The following is a 23,239-nucleotide window of genomic DNA, read 5'->3' on the forward strand; positions in this document are numbered from 1 at the left end:
TTCGAATAATGAGCCAAACTAATATCTACATTAATTATTATTTTTGACATGATTGTTGAAAGAAATTCGTTCAAGTATAAATAGGCGTCATGACTAAAGAAAATATTATAGAAAAGATCGGTTCCGTTTTAATGGAGTTGCGAAATGAGTATGTAACTATAAACCAACTACAAGATAAAGTAAGTGAAATTGACCTTGAGTTATTTGCGGCTAATGCTGTTTACCTTAATCAGCATGTCGATATTCTGAAAAAATTAATAAATCAAGAAACAATAGTAATTGAAAAAGTCAAAGAGGCGGAAGAATTAGCATTAAAGGATACCACTAGTTCATTGGTTGACACAGTACAAAATAAGATTGAACCTGAAAGTTTTGTTGCAACTCAAACTTCGGAAATAGACAATTCAAAAGTCAATTTAGAAAGTAAAGTTTTATCTACTCCTCAAATAATTAACATAGAAACTGTTAGAGCAGAAATCAATTCTCGTTATCAGGATGAAAAAAACAGTGTAAACGACAGTTTAGCACAGCTAAAAATAGGGAAACAGCATGTAAATGAATCTGTTCAGAAACAAGTGAAAGATATTAGAGCAGGAATTGGGTTGAACGAAAAGTTCACTTTTATAAAAACGCTGTTCAATAATGATCAAAAAGCCTATGATCAATCCCTCGATCAAATTAATACACTATCAACCATTAATGAAGCTCGTACTTTCATTAAAAATGAATTAATGACGGCTTACGAATGGAATAATAAACAAGAAATCGCTGAAAAGTTTTTAACCATTTTGAATAAACGATTTACCGGATAATCCCATTTCGATTTGTATCCAGCTTTATCAATACAAACAACAGAATAGTAAAACTCCACAACGAGGAACCTCCATAGCTGATAAATGGTAAAGGGATGCCAATAACAGGTATAATGCCTATTGTCATCCCCACATTAATAAAAATATGGAAGAAGATGATAGATGCTACTCCATAGCCATATACGCGTGAAAATGTAGAGCGCTGGCGTTCTGCCAGTTGAATGATTCGCATTAACAGTGCAGTATATAAACCTAAAACTACAGTTGCCCCAACAAATCCCCATTCCTCACCAACGGTACAGAAGATAAAGTCAGTACTTTGTTCCGGCACGAAATCATACTTGGTTTGGGTTCCTTTTAAAAATCCTTTGCCAAGGAACTGACCGGAACCAATGGCGATCTTTGATTGGTTGACATTGTAACCTATACCTTTAGGATCTACTTTTCTGCCTAAAAGCAAATCGATACGATCTCGTTGGTGAGGCATTAAAACGTTGTTGAATACGTAATTCACACCTGTTACAACTATGATGGAAAGTATAAAACTGGCAATAATCAGAAAATAATACTTTTTAGTTCTGCGGTTATTCCATAAGAAGTAAGCGGCAACCAAAGCCAAAGCCGAAAGAATGTAGGCTATAGGCATTAGCAATGCAAGAACAAATAATACTGCAGTACAGAAACCAAAAATTAAATAAAATGATGGTAACCCTTCTCTATATAAAACCAGAAAGAATGAGAAGAATACTAATGCTGAACCCATATCTGGTTGAAGAAGAATAAGGGCAACAGGGAAAAAGATAATACTGAATGATTTTAGTTGATCTTTGAAATCGGTTAGTTTGATATTGTTAGAACCCAAAAAGCGCGCTAAAGAAAGGCAAGCTGCTACTTTTGCAAATTCTGCAGGCTGTAATCTAAAGCTACCGAATTCAAACCATGCACGGTTACCCCCAACCAATTTCCCTACAAATAATACAGCAACCAATAATATGATTGTAATTCCGTAAAATCCATACGCTGAGAAATTAAAAAACTTAGAATCAATTAGAAGAATAGCAGTAATGATTATTCCGGAAGTTCCTATCCAAATAAGCTGTTTTCCGTAATTTCTTGTAATATCAAATATGCTGCTATGTTCCACATCAAAAACTGCAGCATATATATTGAGCCAGCCAATCAATACCAAAGCAATGTAAATGGCAATTGTTGTCCAATCAACATTATAGAACGGACTTGTTTGTTGGCGGTTATTATTCATTTAATTTATAGGTGCTTTTTCGGATTTTACACTCGGTTTGCTTAGTTTTTGTTCAGTTTTGGGTTGAGTGATGATAGATGATTTCGTTACTGTTTTACTATCTTTTGCTTTTTCTTCTTTCTTAACATTTCCAGAAGCATTAAACACATCACCCGGCAATAAGCTAGCATTTATAATGCGATCTTCATAAGATTTAGGACGGGTAATTGAATCGCGCAAATATTTTTCGATCATTAAACTGGCAATTGGCGCTGCCCAGGTTGCTCCAAATCCGGCATTTTCAACAATAACGGCAATGGCAATTTTGGGATTTTCGCGAGGCGCAAACGCAAAAAAGACAGAGTGATCTTTCCCGTGTGGGTTTTCTACCGTACCCGTTTTTCCGCAAATAACAATATCAGGTATTTTGGCAATTGTTCCGGTTCCCGCATCCACTACCCGTTGCATACCATCAATTACTACCGGAAAGTATTGAGGATCGATTCCAACATAGTTTTTTTGTGTAAACTCAGGCCTAATAACCTTTTTTTCTCCAATTGCTTTTACCAAATGGGGTTTATAATAAAATCCACGATTGGCAAGAATCGCCGTAATATTAGCCATCTGTAAGGGTGTAACGCCCAATTCTCCCTGGCCAATAGCTAATGAAAGGACAGTTGAAGCACTCCAATGGTTTTTGCCATACCATTTATCGTACATTGTTGTTGATGGTAATAATCCTTTTAATTCATGAGGAAGGTCAATACCTAGTTTACTGCCAATTCCAAACTTAGCCACATGATCACGCCATACCTGATAGGCATTTTCCGGAGAACCATAAGGGCTTTGATCAATCATTCTTTGATAGGCATAACCATAATAGGCATTACATGACATTTGTATTGATCCCATTAAATTTAAGGTGCCATGATGGTGTGTACATCCTAATCTTTTTCTTCCTACATAAGCTGCACCATTACAGGTAAAGGTGGTATTCGGATTAAGTAATCCTTCTTGTTGACCCACTAATGCCATTACGGTTTTAAAGATGGATCCTGGTGGATACAAAGCTTGTATAGGACGAATAAACAGTGGCTTTAAGGGATTACGCAGGAGTTTTATATAATTGTTTCCACGAATACGGCCAACCAATAAGTTCGGATCATAAGTAGGACTGCTGATAAAGGATAGAACTTCTCCTGACGCTGGTTCAATGGCAACAATTGATCCCAGCTTATTCTGCATCAATTTTTCACCATACTGTTGAAGTTTAGCATCTAAAGAAGTGACCATACGATCTCCGGCAACAGCCGCCGTATCATATTTTCCTTCATTGAAAGGTCCTTGTTCCCGGTTGAATACATCAACCATAATGCGTTTAATACCTCGCTGGCCACGTAATAATGTTTCGTACGAGCGCTCAATGCCACTAATTCCAATGTAATCACCTTGGCGATAATCACCCTTTGATGCTTCAATCACTTTTTCGTTTACCTCTCCAATATATCCAAGCACATGAGCCGCGATTGGATCGGGATACTTCCTTAAGGTTCGGTTTTGTACGAAAAAACCTGGAAATTGAAATAATCGTTCCTGTAATCGAGCGTAAGTTTCAGCTGATAGCTGTTTCTCAAACAGGGAGGCTTTTACAGGAGAAAAATTCTTTGCCTTGGTGAACTTCTCAATAAAGTTTTCTTTCGTAATGTCGATAAGGCTACATAATTCAAGTGTATCGAAAGGTTTTACACTTTTAGGAACGATCATAAGATCATATACCGGCTCATTTTGCACCAGAATATTATCTTTTCGATCATAAATGATACCTCTGGGAGGATAAACTATAATACGGCGAAGTACATTGTTGTTTGCAAAATCAAGATACCGATCATCGATTATTTGTATGTAAAATAACCGGGCAATGAGTATGAAAACTACTGAAAGAAAAATTCCTTGTATAATGTATTTACGTTGAAAAAAACTGTTCATTAGCGCATTTTTCTACTGCCAAATAAATATTGGCTGAGTACAATCAAAAATAAGGTATAAATTCCACTAATTATTGCTTTTAAAGAAACGGAGAAAAACTCTGATATTCTGAAATATTCAACGTTGAAAAGAAACAAATGGTGTAGTAAAACCAAAATTGAACAGTAAGTAATGAACCAACGGAAACCAAAATTTTTTATAGAGGGTTCAGGGAAAAACTCATTTCCTTTCGGCACCATTACTTTAAGCACATTTATCCTACAAAAAGCCAAAAATATACACGATGCAGTATGTAATCCTATGGTATTAGAAAATGCATCAATAGTAAAGCCCATTAAAAAGCTTAAAATATAGAGCAAGAAAATGGAAATGTCTATTGGTAAAAGTAGAATAAACAAGACATACAAAAAAGGTATGGCTAAATTGTAAACTGATAAATTAGGCAGGAAAAATACCTGCAATACTACCAAAAACACGAACCGAAAAATATTTACTAGTAGCGGCTTAATCATGGGTCAAGGGTTCTTCGAGTTTTTGTTTTTCTGCACTTAATTTATCTTCAACGATATATACATATTGTAAGCGTTGAAAATCAGTTGATAATAATACTTGTACATTTAATAGGCTTTCGCCTGCTTTTAGCGGTTGACTGATAACTTTACCAATCATTACATCTTCAGGAAAAAGGGAATAACCGGTAGTAACTACTTTTTCACCTACTTTGATAACAACGTGATTAGGAATTTCTTTTAAAATTGCTATTCTAGGATTTTTACCATCCCAAACAATTGAACCAATTTCATTGGTTGTTAATAGTTTCGCACTTATCTTCATGTCTTTATGAAGTAAGGACACTACCGTACAAAAATGGTCCGAAACATCTTTTACAATCCCTACAATTCCATCTGGACAAATAACACCCATGCCTGCTTTTACCCCATGACGGCTACCGCGATTTAAAGTGATATAATTACTTTGATAGCTGATAGTGTTGTTAATTACCTTAGCATTAATGTAGGTATATTGGCGAATGAGGTTGGAGTCAGCTTTTATGGTATCACGAACAGTTTTCTTACTTAATGAATCATTGTAGTAAACAGAACGCAATTGATTACGAAGGGTGGTGTTTTCAACTGATAGGCTGTCGTTAACACGGCCTAATTGTAAATAACTAGAAATGTTATTTGCTGTTTGATAAATATTGCCGATGTATTGGTTTGACGAATTTACTACCGTGGCTTTCTGGTAATTATTGTTTTTAACCAATAAAATTAAAGCTATAGCCTCGAATATAATGAAGAGAAAAAATGCGTGAAATCGAACAATAAAGAGCCAAAGGTTACGCATCGGGTTGGTATAATGTGTTTATGATTGAATAAAAGAATGAGAGAATGATAAAATGTTTGAATGATAGAAGGACAATTCTTTGCTTATTATATGTCATACTATCATTCAGTCATACGCTAATTTCTATCCTTCTCTCATTCCTTTATTATTTGTTAAGGCATTAAGAATCTGAAGTTTTCAATGTTTTTAAGTGCGATACCTGTACCGCGTACAACCGCACGTAACGGATCTTCAGCAACGTGAACAGGTAATTTTGTTTTAGCTGCAACACGTTTATCTAAACCACGCAACAAAGCGCCTCCTCCGGTTAAATAAATACCGGTTTGGAAAATATCTGCAGAAAGCTCAGGAGGCGTAATCTCCAATGCTTTCAAAATGGCTTCTTCGATTTTAGAAATGGATTTATCTAAACAATGAGCAATTTCAGTATATGAAACCATGATTTGTTTAGGTACACCAGTCATTAAATCACGACCCTGAACAGCGAAATCAGCAGGTATATCTTGTAGTTCCGATAAGGCAGAACCTACTTCAATTTTGATTTTTTCAGCTGTACGATCACCGATAAGAATATTATGTTGACGGCGCATGTAGTTTACAATATCTGCGTCAAAGTTATCACCCGCTACACGGATGGATTGATCACATACAATACCTCCAAGAGCAATAACAGCAATTTCAGTAGTACCACCGCCAATATCAATAATCATATTACCCATAGGCTCTTCAACATCAATACCGATACCGATAGCAGCAGCCATAGGCTCATGAATTAAATAAACTTCTTTTGCTCCGGCAATTTCCGCTGAGTCACGTACAGCACGTTTCTCAACTTCGGTAATACCAGAAGGAATACAAATAACCATACGAAGAGATGGGAACAGCCATCCTTTACCCCCATTGATCATTTTAATAAACCCACGGATCATGTGTTCGGCGGCATCAAAGTCGGCAATTACACCGTCTTTTAAAGGACGAACTGTTTTAATGTTTTCGTGAGTTTTACCATCCATTTGCATGGCTTGGCGACCAATTGCAATCATTTTGCCGCTTTTACGGTCAATAGCAACAATTGATGGTTCATCAACAACGACTTTATCGTTGTGAATGATAAGGGTATTGGCGGTACCCAAATCGATAGCAATTTCTTGGGTAAAAAAATTAAAAAGTCCCATTAAATTTTATTTCTTCAAATGATTACAAAAATCTTATACAAAATAGTTAAAAAACAAAAAGTAGTCTAATAAAAAAACTAACCAATTGTTAATTTATATTATTAAAATAGAATCCTTTTGTAAAGGATTCTATTTTAATGTTTAAAGTGGCGTATTCCGGTAAATACCATAGCAAGATTATTTGCATTACAGTATTCAATAGAGTCATTGTCTTTAATCGATCCGCCTGGTTGTACCACTGCAATAATTCCCGCCTGATGAGCAATTTCTACACAATCAGCAAATGGGAAGAAAGCGTCAGATGCCATTACAGCACCTTTCAAATCAAATCCAAAAGTTTCAGCTTTTAAGATTGCTTGCTTCAATGCATCAACACGCGAAGTTTGTCCAACACCGCTGGCTAATAAAACATCGTCTTTAACTAACACAATTGTGTTCGATTTAGTATGTTTTACTAATTTATTTGCAAAGAAAAGATCTTTTAAGGCTTGAGAAGTCGGTGCGGTAGTGGTAACTGTTCGCATTTGCTCTGGTCCTTCCATTGAAAGGTCTTTATCTTGCTCGATTACACCATTAAGCAATGTTTTAAATTGCTTAGTTGATAATTCAACTGGTTTTTGACGTAAAATAATACGATTTTTCTTCTCTGTGATAACTTTAATTGCATCTTCGGTATATGCTGGAGCAATTAACACTTCAAAGAATAATTTATTGATTTCTGTAGCAGTTTCAGCGTCAACTGTTTGGTTGGTAATAAGTACGCCGCCAAAAGCAGAAACCGGATCACAAGCCAAAGCTGTTTTCCAGGCATCAATTAAGGTAGGGCGAGTTGCTACTCCACAAGCGTTGTTATGTTTAAGAATCGCAAATGTAGGTTCAGTAAATTCAGCAATCAATTGAACCGCTGCATCCACATCTACTAAATTGTTATATGAAAGCTCTTTGCCGTTCAGTTTATCGAACATAGCATCCAAATCACCATAAAAAACACCTTGCTGATGAGGATTTTCACCGTAACGTAGTACTGAAGATGATTGAACGCTTTGTTTAAATACATTCAAAGGTTCTTGCTGATTGAAGTAGTTAAAGATAGCTGAATCATAGTGCGAAGAAACATTGAATGCGCGTTTAGCCAATTCTTTACGTTGTTCAATGCTTGAAACACCATCCTGGGTTTTTAAAATATTTTCAACGAAACCATAGTCATTTTTTGAAGCAACAATGATTACGTCTTTATGATTTTTAGCGGCAGCTCTGATAAGAGAAATGCCACCAATGTCAATTTTCTCAATAATGTCTTGTTCAGAAGCTCCTGAGGCTACCGTTTCTTCAAATGGATAAAGATCTACAATTACTAAATCGATTTCAGGGATTTGGTACTCGGCTAATTGTCCTTTATCAGATTCGTTTTCACGACGAGATAATATGCCTCCGAAGATTTTTGGATGAAGGGTTTTTACTCTGCCACCTAAAATAGAAGGGTATGAGGTCATGTTTTCAACTGGTGTAACATCAACACCAAGTTCCCGAATGAAACTTTCAGTTCCTCCCGTAGAGAAAATGGTAATACCTAATCGACTTAATTCGTGGATGATGGGCTCTAAATTGTCTTTGTAATAAACTGAAATTAAAGCGTTTTTGATTCTAACAGACTGGTTCATTTTAAAATTTCAAGGCGCAAAATTAGAAAAATTATTCGCGATAAACTAGCTGTTTATTAATTATTTCGATAATTTTTTCAATAGATTTTCGATGACTTTTGGGTAGTATTGATGCTCCAGTTGTTGGCCCTTGTAAGCAATCATATCAACGTCATCTCCCTTTTCAATTTTATATTTTGCCTGATAGATAATTTCACCCTCATCAAATTCGGCATTTACATAATGAATTGTTATGCCCGATTCATTTTCACCTGCGTTTAAAACTGCTTTATGAACTTTCATTCCGTACATACCTTTACCCCCAAACTTAGGTAAAAGCGCCGGATGAATGTTAACAATCCGATTGGGAAATGCCTCTATCATATTTGTTGGAATAAGCCATAAGAAACCTGCTAATACAACAAGATCTATATTGAGATTTGTTAAAAGATTAACTACCGAATCACTGGTAGTAAATTCTTCGCGATCAAATACATGAGTAGGGATTTCAAAATTATCGGCTCGTTGTAATACATAAGCATCAGGCCGATTTGCTAATACGATGGATACTTCAACTTCAGGATTCTTTTTGAAGTGTTCGATAATCTTTTGAGCGTTCGATCCTGAGCCAGATGCAAAAATGGCAATTCTCTTCACAATTTAAATTTTGGTTATTAAGTAGGGTTAAGTCGAGGTAATAATACAAAAAAAGCAGTTCATAACTAAACCATTTCTATTTTCGTGAGTAAAAGGGTGTACTTATTACTTTTGATTATCCTTATTATAGCGGGTACTTATTTCCATCGAAACAAGTCTTGCTATAAGAATGGCAGGGAATAATTGACCAGTTAATGCTTCCATCAGTACTAACGATTGTGAAATCTGATGATTAGGGGTAATGTCACCAAATCCTGTTGTGGTAAGAGTTACAAAACTGAAATATACAAAGGCTCCCAACATGCTTTCGCGATTGGTTTTAATAGGAGGTAAATTAAATGAATCAGGTACTAAAGAAAAGGTCAACAAGTAACAATAGGTAAATATTAAACCAATTAATAAATAGACAGCTATTGAACCCTGAATACGATGAATGGTAATATCTCCTTCAAAAAAAATGCGTTTTATTATAATTAATGATAATAATATAAAAAAGAGGATGGACAAAAAGTAGTCAAGTCGGGTGAGATAAACATTAAAGAAAAGCAGGCTATTACATCTTACCACAAAACATAATAATGCAAAAATCACTGCTGGCCAACGAAAGTTTCTATTGTTGGATACAGAAAAAACGCCAGTTATTAGAATCAATGTAAATAAGACGGTAAGTGCAACAGAACTTACGAATCCTAAATAAGAAAAAGGTGAAATAATAAAGATGAGTACAATTAACAATGCCAAAAGTATAGATAGACTTTCATCACGCGACCAGTACCGAATTAATTTATTTAGAGTTCTATTTATCATTTTTTGCTAAATCATAATAGGTTGGCAATTTTTAATTGAATGGAATAAATGAGGGCTCCCGAATAGCTGTAGTACGGAAATGAAATGGTATTTCAGTATTAAGATCAAATACAACATTATTGACTTCATTGGGAGCAAAAGGATAGAAGTAAACCCCGATTTTTAATGTGCGTAATACTAAGTTTTCATTCCGGATTCGAATACCTGCACCAATTACAGAATAAAATTTTTGCGCTAAAACAAGTTCATCATTTCTCCCAATTTGTGACAGTTGGAATAGTCCAAAAAAGTTAATCTTAAAATCAAGTAGGCTATAGGGCGTAAATATTGACGATTCAGTGCGAATGTTCAAACGTTGATAATTATTTATTCGTGTAGAATAGAGGCCCATGATTCCATTTTCCTGATTAATATTTACCGGTTTGTAAATAGCGGGATCAACACAATCAATGTAACTCAGGCTACTAATTTGTCGGAGTCTGAATTTACCCAATTTCATTAATGTTGAATAGTATTCCGTTCTGGCCGAAATCACTCCGTCTTCCCAGCCTTTATAGAAAAAGCCACCTACGCCAATATAGTTGTAAAGAAAATTCCCTTTTCTAAACACTTTTAAATTTTCAAACTCCGCTGCTTCGTAAATTCGTTTCCTGTTTAACCGTTCTTCTATTCCTCCTGTAAAGGTCAGTGTGTATCCATAGGGAACGTCTTCAGTCCTCCCAAATCCGTAAATGAATCGACCTTTGTAGTAATCTTGTTTGAATAGAATAAACTGATATAAATTGTATCTCCAATTATTGTAGTTTGGATCCAAGGCAAATTGCGGTTGCCTTGGCATTTCTCCAAAATTACGTTGATAATATTTAGCAGTAATAGCTTTTCTCTTTAGATTTAAGGAGTCACGTTGATTATGACTGCCGAATTTAAATGCCCATCCTCCCCAAATATCAAAAGATCTATAATTGTAATTCCTGAATTGATCAATTGGTAATGAGTTTATATTCATTGAATTATTATAATTATAATTGAAACCACCCGTAAAATGAGCTTTGGAAGAATATAGAGGCCGGTTCAGCCGGATGTAATAGGTATTTTCGTAAACACCCGTGTCAATTTGTCCTTGATCATTTAAATGGGAATAGCCAATTGTTGCATCGACAAATGAACCTGAAATATTGCTTTTGGAATAGAAAGCAGCTGTACCCCAGGTAGGATTTCGGACAGTATTCCATTGAACAGCAAATTGTAGACGCTGTCCTCGTCCGCCTAAATTAGCATTAAAAACACTGAGTTTTATATTTTGGGAATTACTGTAACCAAGAGAAACACCCAATCCAAACACATCCCGGGTTGTAACCAGAACATCCACCGAGTCAGTGCATGATTCGGTAAGATCAACAAAAATACGTGCATCGTGGATAAACGGTAAATCACGAATGTACCGTTCATTATCAGACATTTTAACAGGGTCTAGCCTGTCGAATTTTTTAAAAAATAACGACTGTTGCAGTATGGATCTTTTTGTAGAAGAATGTAATGGTTCAAGGAAATTCTTTACACGTTCGGAGAAATTTTTAACAGTATCTATCTCAATACCGAATACACTCACTTGTAGGAAAACAATTGTTCTAATTATTTTTTCATTAAACGGTAAAAAGGGTTTAACGCTACTTTCTTTGAGTGCTGCATCTCCGGTATCAGATCGGCCGGCAAACTTTAAAAGTTGTTGTCGTATAAATCTTTTGCTAGTAATTGAATCTATCCACCCATTTTTAGCCGGCAAAGTGTCTTCTTTTGAGAAAACACTGGTTAATGGGTGATTGGGGTTGTATTTGCCTTGAGCAAAAGTAGTGGTGTGACAAAAAATCAAAAGGACTATCCCTAAAAAACTACAAAAAGTGGAAGTTTTAATAAAAAATAGCCTCATATCTCAAATAAACGGTTAAGTTAAGACTCTTTTCGAAACCAATTGTTTTTGAAAGCCCGTTTAATGGCAATTGTTCGCCAGTTGTATTTTACTGCAAGAAATCTTAGCGCGAAAGAGCATGTAATTGAAATTATGGCTGCTGTTTTAGCGTGGAAATGCAAAAAGCCTCCTATTATAAGGAATGTAACAATGGCAAGTAAGGATGCTACCGAATAGAATCGTCCGGGTTTAAAAAGTTTGATTTCATCTTTGGTTAAAACATCTCTTATTAATCCTCCTCCAACTGCATTGATAAACCCAATTATAAGAGCAGTAACTGGGCTTAATCCCAAATAGATAGTTTTTTGTGTTCCATAAACCGCATAAATTCCTAATGATAATGAATCAACAAGTGTAATAGTTCGCTGCAAGCGATGTACTTGCGTATAAAAAAATATTCCAACAGTGCCTGAAATAAGTACTGTTAAGAGGTATCTATAATCTTGTAATACTACCGGAGGACCGTGTTGAAGTAGTACATCTCTTATCAAGCCACCACCAACACTGGTTACAAAAGCCAATACATATACTCCAATAAAATCATAACCCTTTTCTACGGCCTTTACAGAACCCACAAAAGCAAATAGAAAGGTGGCAAATAAGTCAAACCAAATAGGTAAATGATACTGGCCTTGGATGGTTACTTCTTCCATAAATTAAACCGCTAATGCTTACAAGATACAGTATTCTCTTGGTTGCCATTTTATATGAAATGTTAAAATTGCTTTCATGCAAATGACTTTAGGTTCAAAAGTACACTTCGTCTGCTTTTTTTATAGGATGAAAATAAAAAATGACTGTTTGAGTAGTCGGGGGATTTTTGATACAGTTAGTTAAGCAATTGCTGCTTTTTTTTCTGAATGCAATTTTTTCAATGCAATCATTAAATTATTGCGCACTTCAATAAGGTGATTTTTTCTGGACTGAAAAGCTTCTTCGTATCTTCCTTCTTTACACAGATTTAAAAAATCACGGTTAGATGCATGAGAATAATTGCCTTGGTCGAGAAATTTTTGGAGCAATCCTGTAGCACGAGCAATCAATTGATAGATTTCCTTAATGATCTCGATGGCATGATGCAGTTTTGAAGGTGCGTACATTGCCGCTGCGAAGTACCATGTATAACTCATAAAAGATCTGAAATCAGTAGTTTTTTCATTCAACGCCAACATTTTTTCAGCTTTGTCAAAATCTTCTTTAGTATAATTATTCTTTACCTTTTCATAAATTAAATCCAAGAGAGCTATATGAATGTTTAAAATTTCTTCAATTTCAGGGAGTTCGACGGCTTTTACAATAGCACCCTTAAATGGTAAAATTGTAATGTAGTTTTCACTTGCTAATGCTTTTAAAGCTTCTCGTACAGGAATACGGCTTACTCCAAAATCTTCCGCTAAGCGATGCTCAAGGATACGTTCGCCTTCTTTTAGTTCACCTAAAAGTATATCAAATTTTATTTTTTCAACAATTTGCTCTGATAATGTATTAATTTGAAGTTTTTTGCTCATCTCTCAATAAATGGTAAGGGGTAACCTTAAGTGTAGTTCAACTGTTTTAAATTAAGCAGTAATTCTTACATTTTCAGAATGTAATTTATTAACAATCGTCATATATTCTTCTCTTACTTTTATAATATGCTGTTTCCGTACCGCAAAAGCCTCGTCATAATGGCCTTCTTTACATAAGTTTAAAAATTCACGATTCGTGGTATGTGGATAAGCGGCTTCGGATGTGAATTTTTTTAACAAAACCGTAGCCCTGGAAAACATTTGATAAATTTCTTTTAGGATATCGATGGTATGAGAAAGCCCCGAAGGAGCATACATCACTTCTGCAAAATCCCAGGTTAAGCGTTTAAAGTTTCTAAAATCAGTGTTTGCTTCAACCGCATCTAATATTTTATCAGCCTTTTCAAAATCAGCAATTGTAAGTTTGTTTTTTACTTTATCACGAATTAAATCTAAGAGGGCAAGATGAATGTTTAATGTTTCCTCCACATCCGGCATTTGAACGTCTTTTACAATTGCTCCTTTAAAAGGCTGAATTGTGATAAAGTTTTCACTGGCAAGTGTCTTCAATGCTTCACGTACAGGAATTCGACTTACGCCAAACTCTGTGGCCAGTTGTTGTTCAAGTATACGCTCTCCTTCTTTTAATTTGCCTGAAATTATTTCTAGTTTTAGTTTCTCAACAATTTGTTCAGATAGGGTGCTGACTTGAATCTTCTTATCCATGTGGTTTAGATATTAGATAACTGTGGCTTACAATGAAATCATTAACAGAATGTAATAAGATTAAGAATAATAAACTATAAGGCCAAGTATAATTATAATTGTTTTTTGCTTATTGCATTACTGTTTATAAATGTTGAATGGGCAATTGGGGGTGAAAAGGATGGGATGGTCTTTAAAGTAAAAGGTGTTTACATCTCAGCTAAAGCTAAAATGAGAGAAAGAAAATCGCAGTGGAATCGCAAAATGCGCCCAAATAATAAATCATCAGAACGTATAAACAAAACGAAAGGCCTCAATTGTGAGGCCTTTCGTTTTGTTAGGATTATTAAGCTTATAAATTTCCTCTTTTACCTTGTTCTAATTCAATAGCTTCGAACAAAGCCTTAAAGTTTCCTTTACCAAATGAGGTCGCTCCTTTACGTTGAATGATTTCGTAAAATACAGTAGGACGATCTTCTACCGGTTTGGTGAAAATTTGTAATAAATAACCTTCTTCGTCGCGGTCAACAAGAATGTTAAGATCTTTGATAGCCTGGATGTCTTCATCGATCTTACCTACGCGCTCAAATAAATTATCGTAGTATGTATCAGGAACTACTAAGAATTCCACTCCACGGCGACGAAGTTCTGACACGGTTTCGATGATATTATCAGTAGCTAAAGCAAGGTGTTGAACGCCTGCCCCTCCATAATAGTCAATATATTCTTCGATTTGTGACTTCTTTTTGCCTTCGGCCGGTTCATTAATTGGGAATTTTACGTAACCGCTTCCGTTTGATACCACTTTCGACATTAATGAAGTGTATTCGGTTGAAATGTCATGATCATCAAATGTGATAAGCAATTTAAAGCCCATTACGTCTTCGTAAAAACTAACCCACTTATTCATTTCACCCCAACCTACGTTACCAACGCAGTGATCAATGAATTTTAAACCTACAGGTTGAGCTAACATAGGTTTATCAACCGGCATATAACCAGGCATAAATACACCAGTGTAGTTTTTACGCTCCACAAAGGTGTGGATAGTTTCACCATACGTATGGATAGCCGACATTTTTACTTCACCAAATTCATCAGAAACAGTTTTGGTTTTGAATGCAGGTTGAGCACCGCGTTTTGTAGTTTCAGCAAATGCTTTTTCAGCATCATCAACCCATAAGGCTAATACTTTTACGCCATCACCGTGTAAACGAACATGTTCTGAAATAGCATCATCCGGATCGAATGAAGTAGTAAGTACTAAGCGAATTTTGCCTTGCTCCAGTACATAAGAGGCTTTTCCACGAACACCGGTTTCAGGGCCAGCGTAGGCAATTAATTTATACCCAAATGCTGCTTGGTAGAAGTAAGCTGATTGTTTAGCGTTACCTACATAAAATTCAACGTGGTCAGTACCTAAGAGAGGTAAAAAATCTTGTGCTGGGTTGTGTCCTTTATGAAGTTGATCCAATAAATTGGTGGTTTCTTTTTCAGTTGCCATAATATTATTTTTTTAGAAAGCGTTGTTAATGAATTATTGCTGTTTTGTTAGTCTTTGTTTTTTGAATCTTTTTCTTGCTTCTCAATAAAGAACTACCACATGGCTAAATGACCACTCATAAAAGCTAATCTTCTCATTTTTATTAATTGGTTATTATTCTACGTTTTCCTGCCACGATTTAAAGTAATCGGGATCTTCAATCGCTATAGCATCTTCAGTGATCATTAATGGGCGGAATGGATCAATCATTACCGCAAGCTCTTCTGTTGATTCTTTACCAATGCTTTTCTCAACCGTTCCTGGGTGTGGTCCATGAGGAATACCTCCAGGGTGTAAGGTAATTTGCCCCTTTTCAACACTCTTACGGCTCATAAAGTCGCCGTCTACGTAATATAAAACCTCATCAGAATCTACATTGCTATGATTGTAAGGAGCAGGAATTGATTCCGGATGATAATCGTACTTACGCGGACAGAATGAGCAAACCACGAAATTGTGTGCTTCAAAAGTTTGATGAACTGGAGGCGGTTGATGCAAACGACCTGTAATTGGTTCGAAGTTATGAATTGAAAATGCCCAAGGGTAATGGAAGCCATCCCATCCAATGAAATCAAAAGGATGAGTACCATAAACATAAGGGTAGATCAATCCTTGTTTTTTAATCAATACCTTAAATTCTCCGTATTCGTCAAAGGTTTCTAAGTTTTCAGGGCGTTTAATGTCGCGTTCGCAGAAAGGAGAATGTTCAAGCAATTGGCCGAATTCATTACGATAACGCTTTGGTGTACGGATGGGGCTGAATGACTCAGTGATGAATAAACGGTTGTCTTCATCGTTAAAGTGAAGTTGGTAAATGGTTCCGCGAGGAATTACCAAATAATCACCGTATTCAAATTTAATCTGCCCGAAGCCGGTTTTTAGAACTCCTGAACCAACATGAACGAAGATCAGTTCATCTGCCTGGCTATTCTTATAAAAATAATCAGTCATTGATTTACGAGGAGCTGCCAGCGAAATGTGAAGGTCGTCATTTACCAAAACCGGTTTTCTGCTTTTTAGGAAATCATCTTCAGGTTGAATTTTAAATCCTTTTAAGCTGGTATGTTTTAAGTGCTTTTTGTGCGCAATTTTTGGTTCAACAGAATACGGTTCACCCATCGCTTTTACAATTGTTGGCGGGTGACAGTGATAAACCAGTGAATAAAGGTTTGAAAAACCTTCTGTAGATACCAGTTCTTCTGCATAAAGTTTGCCGTCGGGTTTGCGAAATACAGTATGACGCTTTGCAGGAATTGATCCTAATGTATGATAAATAGGCATAGTTTATTAATTGGTTAAATTAAACTATTATAAAAAGTTAAATGTATAGGGTGGCTGCAAATAATTGATTTACAGTAAATTTACAAAGAAGTAAGGCTTAAAGAGAATATTGAGCGAAAACGATTTTCGATAGAATTAAAAACCTATAGCGAGATACTACCCATTGGTAGGTCATTAAAGTGATGAGTATGGCTACAAGTATATTCATATAAACAACTGCAAATCTAAGATAAAGATTTTTTATATTAACAATGAATATACAGCCTTCGCGCAAAATTTATAGCTTTGAATTCCCAAAATTAAACATACATATGAAGTTAGTTACCTATAAAACTGAAGACCGTGAACATTTAGGCATTTTTGTTAACGGCCATATTTATAACCTGAATGACTGCAATCACGCAATTCCAGATAATATGATCGCGTTTCTGGAAGGTGGTGACGATGTAATGGATCGTGCCCGCCAAATTGAGGCTGATATTAAATCAGGTAAATTGCAGGCTCGTAAAGAGTTGTTCTTCGAATTATTGGCACCTGTTCCGCGCCCCACTTCTTGTCGAGATGGGTATGCCTTCCGTCAGCACGTATTTACTGCCCGCCGTAACAGAGGTGTTCCAATGATTCCTGAGTTTGATCAATACCCAATCTTCTATTTTACAAATCATAACGCCATTCAAGGCCCGGGAGCAATTGAGTGCATGCCGGATCATTTTCGTAAGCTCGATTTTGAATTAGAGGCTGCAATTGTAATTGGTAAAAAAGGTAGGAATATTAAAGCATCAGAAGCTGACCAATACATTGCAGGTTACATGATTATGAATGATATGAGTGCGCGTGTGTTGCAAATGGAAGAAATGTTGTTAAATCTTGGTCCTGCTAAAGGGAAAGATTTCTCTACCGTTATCGGCCCATGGTTGGTGACACCTGATGAATTAGAACCGTATCGTGTTCCAACAAAAGAAGGTCATGTTGGCGCGCAATACAATTTGAATATGAAATGTTGGGTAAATGGAATTCAAGTTTCTGAAGGTAATGTAGCTGATATGGATTGGACCTTTGCTGAAATTGTAGAACGTTGTGCTTATGGAGCCGATATTCTTCCAGGTGATGTGATCGGTTCAGGAACGGTGGGTACAGGTTGTTTCCTTGAGTTGAATGGAACAGGTAAACTTGAAAATCCTGATTACAAAGAGCAGTGGTTACAAAATGGTGATATTGTAGAAATGGAAATCACCGGACTTGGTCGTTTGAGTAATACCATTACCGCAGTAGAAACCGATTTTTCGATCATTAACATGAAAAAAACTGCATCTGTGCAGGCATAATTTTAAAATTTAACCACAAAGTACACTAAGATAATTTCTTTATTCTTGCTTGGTGTGCTTTGTGGTTTATAACTTTCTTACAATGCGTTCATTTATTCTCAAAGATCTTAAGCCCTCTGAAGCGCAAAACTATTTACAACATGCTATTGCTCCTCGTCCAATTTGCTTCGCTTCAACTATCGATGCTGAAGGTAATCATAACTTAAGTCCTTTTAGTTTCTTTAATCTTTTTAGCTCTAATCCGCCTATTTGTATCTTTTCTCCTGCGCGAAGAGTACGAGATAATACCACAAAACACACACTTCAAAATGTGCAGGCCGTAAAAGAGGTGGTGATTAACATGGTTACTTACGATATGGTTCAACAAACCTCATTGGCCAGTACAGAATATGCCAAAGGAGTAAATGAGTTTGAGAAATCAGGTTTTACGATGTTGAAATCTGATTTAGTAAAACCAATGCGGGTTGCTGAATCGCCGGTGCAAATGGAATGCATTGTTCGTGATATTATTTCATTAGGAAACGAGGGAGGAGCGGGGAATTTAGTTCTTGCCGAAATTATTAAAATGCACATCAGCGAATCTATTTTGAAAGATGATGGAACCGGTATTGATCAAACTAAACTAGATTTAGTTGCCCGGTTAGGCGGTGATTGGTATGCTCGCGTTACCCCGGAATCGTTATTTCATGTAGCTAAACCATTAACGACTCTGGGTATCGGCGTTGATAATATTCCTTCAGCAATTCGTAATAGCAATGTGCTGACCGGAAATAATTTAGGTCAACTAGGTAACGTAGAAAAACTGCCGAGTGATGAAGAAATTGATTCATTAAAAATGAACGGTGAGATCAAAGAGATTTTCGATGCCTTTATTGGTGATAAGCACTCTCTTGAAATTCATCTTCATAAAAAAGCTAAAGAATTGTTAGATAAAGGCGAAGTTCACGAAGCCTGGAAAATATTGTTGGCGCTTTAAGCCAAAAAAAGAGGCTGTCTATTTTAGACGGCCTCTTTTTTTAAGTAGTCAGTAATTATTTACCACCTTTGTACTCTTCATTTAAACCTTTTAATACATCAGCAGTTACATCTAGGCTCTCATCAGCGTACAAAATTGAACTATTGCCTTTTGAATAAGAAATAACCATTTTATAACCATGATCTTTTGAGTATTTTTTAAGATATTCTGTAATCTTATTATAAAGCATTTCGATTTCCTGCTGTTCTTCTTTAGCCGCCTGCTCTCTAAGATTTTGTTGCAATACACCAATTTCTTGCTGACGCTTACCTAGCATTTGCTCGGTTTGCTGACGTTGTTCAGCAGTAAGACTTCCGGCATTTTGTTGGTAACGTGCTACATCCTGTTGAAATGCACGACCTTTACTTTCAAACTGTTGTTGGCGAACAATATTTTTATCGTCTAACTTCTTCTTTACATCAGTAAAGTAATTGTAATGTTTTTGCAAAGAATCAGAGTTTACATAAACAATGAGTTCACTCTTTTTCTCTTCATCTTTTTTAGGAGAAGATTCTGTTTTAGCGGTATTGGAAGTTTTGTTTGAATCACAAGCTGATACAATAACAGCAACAATCGCAATTCCAAAAAATGATTTGATTAGGGTTGAAAAGTTTTTATTCATGAGTTTAATTTGCGTTGCGGCAAATATAAATAATCAATCGGTTTTAGGAATTTTTTTCAAAAAAACTAGGTATTTGAAATAGTTAAGGTAGTTCCGCTTAGAGTTACAGCATATTTTTTGAGTGCAGATACATTGCCTCCGGTATTAGGGCCGTTAATTACCGAGCCATTGAAACCAAAGTTGCTCTGATGGTTATTGCAATGAAGTCGCTGATTCGCAGCGTCAAATGTTAAGGTAGTGCCTTCATGCGTACAGGAAGCCTGTAAGGCAATGAATGATGAAGCAGCATTTGCTGCATTAATACGGCCAATAAGCACACCGTTTTTGGTGGTGTTGCTGCCAACATTGGCTAAGGATGAGATGTCGATAGAAAATGGAATGTCGCCTCCTGCAGCTCCAGGGCCTGGTTTTGGATCAGGTGTAGGTGCATTACTTCCACTGCTACAAGCAGCAACGAGGCCTCCCGTGCAAACAACTGCCGCACCGATGCCTAGTTTAGATAAAAATTCGTTTCTTTTCATGGTTGGTAAAGGGTTGTTAGTTGAACAATTCCATGCTTAAACAAAATAAGTAGAAATAAAAATATGTATGTTGTTAAAAAAACTACGTGAAATAAAACAGAAAGGTTGCCTAGATTTAATAAAGTTTGGATTTCGTTCATATGAATTTCATCTTATGGCTCAAAAAAAGTAAATTTGGTTTTTTGTAAATGAATATCCCAAAATGAGCGCAATAGTAGAAGACAAATCAAATTATTCAGCGGATAATATTCAGGTACTCGAAGGTTTAGAGGCGGTTAGGAAACGACCTGCGATGTACATCGGCGATACAGGTTTTAAAGGTTTACATCACCTGGTTTATGAGGTCGTTGACAATTCGATAGATGAGGCACTCGCCGGGTATTGTAACGATATCCATGTAACTATCCACAAAGATAATTCAATAACAGTTAAAGATAATGGCCGGGGTATTCCAACCGGAATGCATACCAAAGAAAAGCGATCAGCACTAGAAGTAGTAATGACCGTTCTCCATGCTGGTGGTAAATTCGATAAAGATACTTACAAGGTATCCGGCGGGTTACACGGTGTTGGGGTTTCCTGTGTGAATGCGCTTTCAACTTTGCTAAGGGCAGAAGTTCACCGTGATGGAAAAATTTGGGTGCAGGAATATCATCAGGGTAAACCGCAATTCGATGTGAAAATTGTTGGTGATACCGTTAGTTCGGGTACTACAGTTACTTTTCATCCAGATCCAGAAATATTTACAATAACGACTGAATATAAGTTTGATACGCTTTCTGCGCGTTTGCGGGAATTAGCTTATCTGAACAAAGGTATTCGTTTAACGCTTTATGATGAACGTGAAGAGGGCGAAGATGGCACTATTCTTACTGAAAGTTTCTATTCAGAAGGAGGATTAAAAGAGTTTGTCACTTACCTTGATGGCACACGTGAACCTTTGATTCCGGAGCCTATTTATATTGAGGGCATGAAATCAGGGATTCCGGTTGAGCTAGCTCTTCAATACAATAGCACTTACTCGGAAAATGTTCATTCTTACGTAAATAATATTAATACCATTGAAGGTGGTACCCATGTAGCCGGTTTTCGCCGTGGTTTAACGCGTACGCTTAAAGCTTATGCCGATAAAAACGGTTTGCTAAAGAATATGAAGGTTGAAATTACAGGTGATGACTTCCGCGAAGGTTTAACCGCAGTAATTTCAGTTAAGGTACAGGAACCTCAATTTGAAGGTCAAACTAAAACCAAACTGGGTAACAATGAGGTAACCGGTGCTGTTGACCAAGCGGTAGGTGAAATGTTGAGCAATTACCTGGAAGAGAATCCGAAAGAAGCCCGGATGATTGTTCAGAAGGTTATTCTTGCTGCTACTGCTCGCTCTGCGGCGCGTAAGGCCCGCGAAATGGTACAGCGTAAGAATGTTTTATCAAGTACCAGCTTACCAGGTAAACTTTCCGATTGTTCTGAAAACGATCCTGCAGTTTGCGAATTGTATTTGGTCGAGGGTGATTCGGCGGGAGGTACTGCAAAGCAAGGTCGTAATCGTGCTTATCAGGCTATTCTTCCATTGAAAGGTAAAATCCTTAACGTGGAAAAGGCCATGGAGTATAAGATCTATGAAAACGATGAGATCAAGAATATGTTTACCGCCATGGGGGTTAGTATTGGTACTCTTGAAGACGGAAAAGCATTGAACATAGAGAAATTGCGCTACCATAAGATCATTATCATGACGGATGCTGATATCGACGGGTCGCACATTACAACGCTTATTCTTACGTTCTTCTTCCGTTACATGAAAGAACTGATCGAGTTCGGATATATTTACATTGCTTACCCTCCGTTATATCTTGTTAAAAAGGGGAAGGATTCTGAATATTGCTGGACCGAAGAGCAACGAATTGCAGCCGTTGATCGGTTAAAGGGCGGAGGTAAAGAAGATAGCGTTCATATTCAGCGTTACAAAGGTTTGGGAGAGATGAATTCCGAACAATTATGGAGTACTACCATGAACCCTGAAACCCGTACCTTGCGTCAGGTAACGATTGAGAATGCTGCAGAATGTGACCATATTTTCTCTATGTTAATGGGGGATGAGGTTGCTCCTCGTCGCGAGTTTATTGAGAAGAACGCAAAGTATGCAAAAATTGACGTTTAATCAGGATTGCATTGATTTCCGATTCATATAAAGATGATGGCTGCCAAATTTTGGTGGCCATTTTTATTGACATTATTCTTTTATAGGTTTCAAATTCAGATTAATAGCACCACTCTTCTGAAAGCTGGATTGCATAATAATTCGATACGTTTTTAATCCATCTGTTACTTTTAAGATGGAGGTATTGGGTGGAATACGTCCAAGATTTTCAGCATAAAGCAACAGTTCATTATGAGCTTGCGTTAATTGCAAATGCAGGCGAATAGGTTGTTTTGAAATTCGCTCTTTTGTTAGGATTTCTTTTTTATTTAAGAAAACAGTAATCGTATCGTCATCAATTTCTCCATAATCAGTAATCGTAACCGTAATGTTTCTATTCTTAAGCAACAGAGTTTTCACAGGCTCAATGCTTCTTGTGGTTGAAGGTTGATCAACTTTGGCGGTAATTGGTTGAGTAGGGGAGGGTGGGGCTGTTGGTTTTTGAAACTCTGTGGTATCCTGGTTGATTTTTGTAAGAAAAATTGCACCCGGGGAACATTTCCCTCCGTCTGTTCCAATTCCTGCCCAGCTGCCTTGTAAATATTCTTTGCCATCTTTTTTCATGTAAAGTAAGCCCATGGTTTTGATACATATCACCCACCCAAGGGGTTTTACTTCTTCTAATATTGCTGATTCTGATAAATTCATGACATGATGGTCAAAATTACCTGATACCATTAAACGAGCAATCACTTCAGTCGCAATATAAGTGCGTGAAATACCTGTGATTTGATTTCCATTTTGTTTGATAATTAGCTCATAAGTATATTTTTCTGAATAGCCACCCGGCTTTTGATTCAGGATACCCGACCAGGTTCCACTAAGGTTCTGAGCGAAAAGAAAAATGGGTAAGAATAAAGCAGTAAGTATTAAGTAAAACTTTTTCATT

At 36.5% G+C, this 23,239-nt stretch carries 20 protein-coding genes; 4 read left to right on the top strand and 16 right to left on the bottom strand.

Features of this window, described 5'->3' with window-relative positions; translation table 11 throughout:
• Positions 1-89 precede the first annotated feature (89 nt).
• On the top strand, positions 90-812 hold the full coding sequence (locus FN756_RS08980; RefSeq protein ID WP_142603476.1) for a hypothetical protein: 723 nt from the start codon (positions 90-92) through the stop codon (positions 810-812).
• On the opposite strand, the gene rodA is transcribed toward FN756_RS08980, so the two are convergent.
• The 13 genes from rodA to FN756_RS09050 form a co-directional block, all read right to left on the bottom strand.
• A complete protein-coding gene (gene rodA, locus FN756_RS08985) occupies positions 802-2,073 on the bottom strand; it encodes a rod shape-determining protein RodA (protein WP_142603478.1) in 1,272 nt (423 codons plus the stop codon). The two genes, FN756_RS08980 and rodA, sit on opposite strands and share 11 nt — an antisense overlap.
• Positions 2,074-4,038 carry a penicillin-binding protein 2 gene (mrdA, locus tag FN756_RS08990; protein WP_142603480.1) on the bottom strand — a complete coding sequence of 655 codons (1,965 nt, stop codon included), beginning with the start codon at positions 4,036-4,038 and terminating at the stop codon, positions 2,074-2,076.
• A gap of 504 nt (positions 4,039-4,542) precedes the next feature.
• Positions 4,543-5,385, bottom strand: coding sequence for a rod shape-determining protein MreC (mreC, locus tag FN756_RS09000; protein WP_142603483.1), 843 nt, complete (start codon positions 5,383-5,385; stop codon positions 4,543-4,545).
• A 152-nt stretch (positions 5,386-5,537) separates the two neighbouring features.
• Positions 5,538-6,560: a rod shape-determining protein gene (locus FN756_RS09005; protein ID WP_142603485.1), complete on the bottom strand. Its 1,023-nt coding sequence runs from the start codon at positions 6,558-6,560 to the stop codon at positions 5,538-5,540.
• A 134-nt stretch (positions 6,561-6,694) separates the two neighbouring features.
• Entirely contained in the window at positions 6,695-8,221 is a 1,527-nt protein-coding gene (gene purH, locus FN756_RS09010; protein WP_142603487.1) for a bifunctional phosphoribosylaminoimidazolecarboxamide formyltransferase/IMP cyclohydrolase, read from the bottom strand.
• A 60-nt stretch (positions 8,222-8,281) separates the two neighbouring features.
• Entirely contained in the window at positions 8,282-8,860 is a 579-nt protein-coding gene (gene purN, locus FN756_RS09015; RefSeq protein WP_142603489.1) for a phosphoribosylglycinamide formyltransferase, read from the bottom strand.
• 102 nt (positions 8,861-8,962) lie between these two features.
• Positions 8,963-9,664 (bottom strand): potassium channel family protein, encoded by a 702-nt coding sequence (locus tag FN756_RS09020; protein WP_142603491.1) that lies wholly within the window; start codon positions 9,662-9,664, stop codon positions 8,963-8,965.
• 31 nt (positions 9,665-9,695) lie between these two features.
• Complete coding sequence (locus FN756_RS09025; protein ID WP_142603493.1) at positions 9,696-11,591, bottom strand: BamA/TamA family outer membrane protein; 1,896 nt, start codon at positions 11,589-11,591, stop codon at positions 9,696-9,698.
• Between the two features lie 20 nt (positions 11,592-11,611).
• A complete protein-coding gene (locus FN756_RS09030; protein ID WP_142603495.1) occupies positions 11,612-12,283 on the bottom strand; it encodes a trimeric intracellular cation channel family protein in 672 nt (223 codons plus the stop codon).
• A 180-nt stretch (positions 12,284-12,463) separates the two neighbouring features.
• Positions 12,464-13,138, bottom strand: coding sequence for a GntR family transcriptional regulator (locus FN756_RS09035; RefSeq protein WP_142603498.1), 675 nt, complete (start codon positions 13,136-13,138; stop codon positions 12,464-12,466).
• 51 nt (positions 13,139-13,189) lie between these two features.
• Positions 13,190-13,864, bottom strand: coding sequence for a GntR family transcriptional regulator (locus tag FN756_RS09040; protein ID WP_142603500.1), 675 nt, complete (start codon positions 13,862-13,864; stop codon positions 13,190-13,192).
• Between the two features lie 331 nt (positions 13,865-14,195).
• Entirely contained in the window at positions 14,196-15,347 is a 1,152-nt protein-coding gene (gene hppD / locus FN756_RS09045; RefSeq protein WP_142603501.1) for a 4-hydroxyphenylpyruvate dioxygenase, read from the bottom strand.
• A 153-nt stretch (positions 15,348-15,500) separates the two neighbouring features.
• Positions 15,501-16,667, bottom strand: coding sequence for a homogentisate 1,2-dioxygenase (locus tag FN756_RS09050; protein ID WP_142603503.1), 1,167 nt, complete (start codon positions 16,665-16,667; stop codon positions 15,501-15,503).
• A 311-nt stretch (positions 16,668-16,978) separates the two neighbouring features.
• Between FN756_RS09050 and FN756_RS09055 the strand changes: the two genes are divergently transcribed.
• Positions 16,979-17,992: a fumarylacetoacetate hydrolase family protein gene (locus FN756_RS09055; protein ID WP_142603504.1), complete on the top strand. Its 1,014-nt coding sequence runs from the start codon at positions 16,979-16,981 to the stop codon at positions 17,990-17,992.
• An 82-nt stretch (positions 17,993-18,074) separates the two neighbouring features.
• Positions 18,075-18,968 (top strand): flavin reductase family protein, encoded by an 894-nt coding sequence (locus tag FN756_RS09060; protein ID WP_142603506.1) that lies wholly within the window; start codon positions 18,075-18,077, stop codon positions 18,966-18,968.
• A gap of 55 nt (positions 18,969-19,023) precedes the next feature.
• Here the strand turns inward: FN756_RS09060 and FN756_RS09065 are convergent, their stop codons facing one another.
• Together FN756_RS09065 and FN756_RS09070 are read right to left on the bottom strand one after the other, a co-directional pair.
• Complete coding sequence (locus tag FN756_RS09065) at positions 19,024-19,629, bottom strand: OmpH family outer membrane protein (RefSeq protein ID WP_142603508.1); 606 nt, start codon at positions 19,627-19,629, stop codon at positions 19,024-19,026.
• Positions 19,630-19,694: 65 nt separating this feature from the next.
• Positions 19,695-20,150, bottom strand: coding sequence for a QcrA and Rieske domain-containing protein (locus FN756_RS09070; RefSeq protein ID WP_142603510.1), 456 nt, complete (start codon positions 20,148-20,150; stop codon positions 19,695-19,697).
• 202 nt (positions 20,151-20,352) lie between these two features.
• Between FN756_RS09070 and gyrB the strand changes: the two genes are divergently transcribed.
• Entirely contained in the window at positions 20,353-22,311 is a 1,959-nt protein-coding gene (gene gyrB / locus FN756_RS09075; RefSeq protein WP_142603512.1) for a DNA topoisomerase (ATP-hydrolyzing) subunit B, read from the top strand.
• A 72-nt stretch (positions 22,312-22,383) separates the two neighbouring features.
• On the opposite strand, the gene FN756_RS09080 is transcribed toward gyrB, so the two are convergent.
• A complete protein-coding gene (locus FN756_RS09080) occupies positions 22,384-23,238 on the bottom strand; it encodes a hypothetical protein (RefSeq protein ID WP_142603514.1) in 855 nt (284 codons plus the stop codon).
• Position 23,239 lies beyond the last annotated feature (1 nt).

Source organism: Solitalea koreensis (assembly GCF_900182575.1).
Lineage (GTDB): Bacteria > Bacteroidota > Bacteroidia > Sphingobacteriales > Sphingobacteriaceae > Solitalea > Solitalea koreensis.

Bases quoted from the DNA above. Each gene is read 5' to 3' on its own strand.
- hppD (WP_142603501.1), bottom strand. From the start codon at position 15,347: ATGGCAACTGAAAAAGAAACCACCAATTTATTGGATCAACTTCATAAA.
- FN756_RS09030 (WP_142603495.1), bottom strand. From the start codon at position 12,283: ATGGAAGAAGTAACCATCCAAGGCCAGTATCATTTACCTATTTGGTTT.
- purH (WP_142603487.1), bottom strand. From the start codon at position 8,221: ATGAACCAGTCTGTTAGAATCAAAAACGCTTTAATTTCAGTTTATTAC.
- mrdA (WP_142603480.1), bottom strand. From the start codon at position 4,038: ATGAACAGTTTTTTTCAACGTAAATACATTATACAAGGAATTTTTCTT.
- FN756_RS09070 (WP_142603510.1), bottom strand. From the start codon at position 20,150: ATGAAAAGAAACGAATTTTTATCTAAACTAGGCATCGGTGCGGCAGTT.
- FN756_RS09025 (WP_142603493.1), bottom strand. From the start codon at position 11,591: ATGAGGCTATTTTTTATTAAAACTTCCACTTTTTGTAGTTTTTTAGGG.
- FN756_RS08980 (WP_142603476.1), top strand. From the start codon at position 90: ATGACTAAAGAAAATATTATAGAAAAGATCGGTTCCGTTTTAATGGAG.
- FN756_RS09065 (WP_142603508.1), bottom strand. From the start codon at position 19,629: ATGAATAAAAACTTTTCAACCCTAATCAAATCATTTTTTGGAATTGCG.
- FN756_RS09060 (WP_142603506.1), top strand. From the start codon at position 18,075: ATGCGTTCATTTATTCTCAAAGATCTTAAGCCCTCTGAAGCGCAAAAC.
- FN756_RS09020 (WP_142603491.1), bottom strand. From the start codon at position 9,664: ATGATAAATAGAACTCTAAATAAATTAATTCGGTACTGGTCGCGTGAT.
- FN756_RS09080 (WP_142603514.1), bottom strand. From the start codon at position 23,238: ATGAAAAAGTTTTACTTAATACTTACTGCTTTATTCTTACCCATTTTT.
- FN756_RS09050 (WP_142603503.1), bottom strand. From the start codon at position 16,667: ATGCCTATTTATCATACATTAGGATCAATTCCTGCAAAGCGTCATACT.
- FN756_RS09055 (WP_142603504.1), top strand. From the start codon at position 16,979: ATGAAGTTAGTTACCTATAAAACTGAAGACCGTGAACATTTAGGCATT.
- rodA (WP_142603478.1), bottom strand. From the start codon at position 2,073: ATGAATAATAACCGCCAACAAACAAGTCCGTTCTATAATGTTGATTGG.
- mreC (WP_142603483.1), bottom strand. From the start codon at position 5,385: ATGCGTAACCTTTGGCTCTTTATTGTTCGATTTCACGCATTTTTTCTC.
- gyrB (WP_142603512.1), top strand. From the start codon at position 20,353: ATGAGCGCAATAGTAGAAGACAAATCAAATTATTCAGCGGATAATATT.
- FN756_RS09035 (WP_142603498.1), bottom strand. From the start codon at position 13,138: ATGAGCAAAAAACTTCAAATTAATACATTATCAGAGCAAATTGTTGAA.
- FN756_RS09040 (WP_142603500.1), bottom strand. From the start codon at position 13,864: ATGGATAAGAAGATTCAAGTCAGCACCCTATCTGAACAAATTGTTGAG.
- FN756_RS09005 (WP_142603485.1), bottom strand. From the start codon at position 6,560: ATGGGACTTTTTAATTTTTTTACCCAAGAAATTGCTATCGATTTGGGT.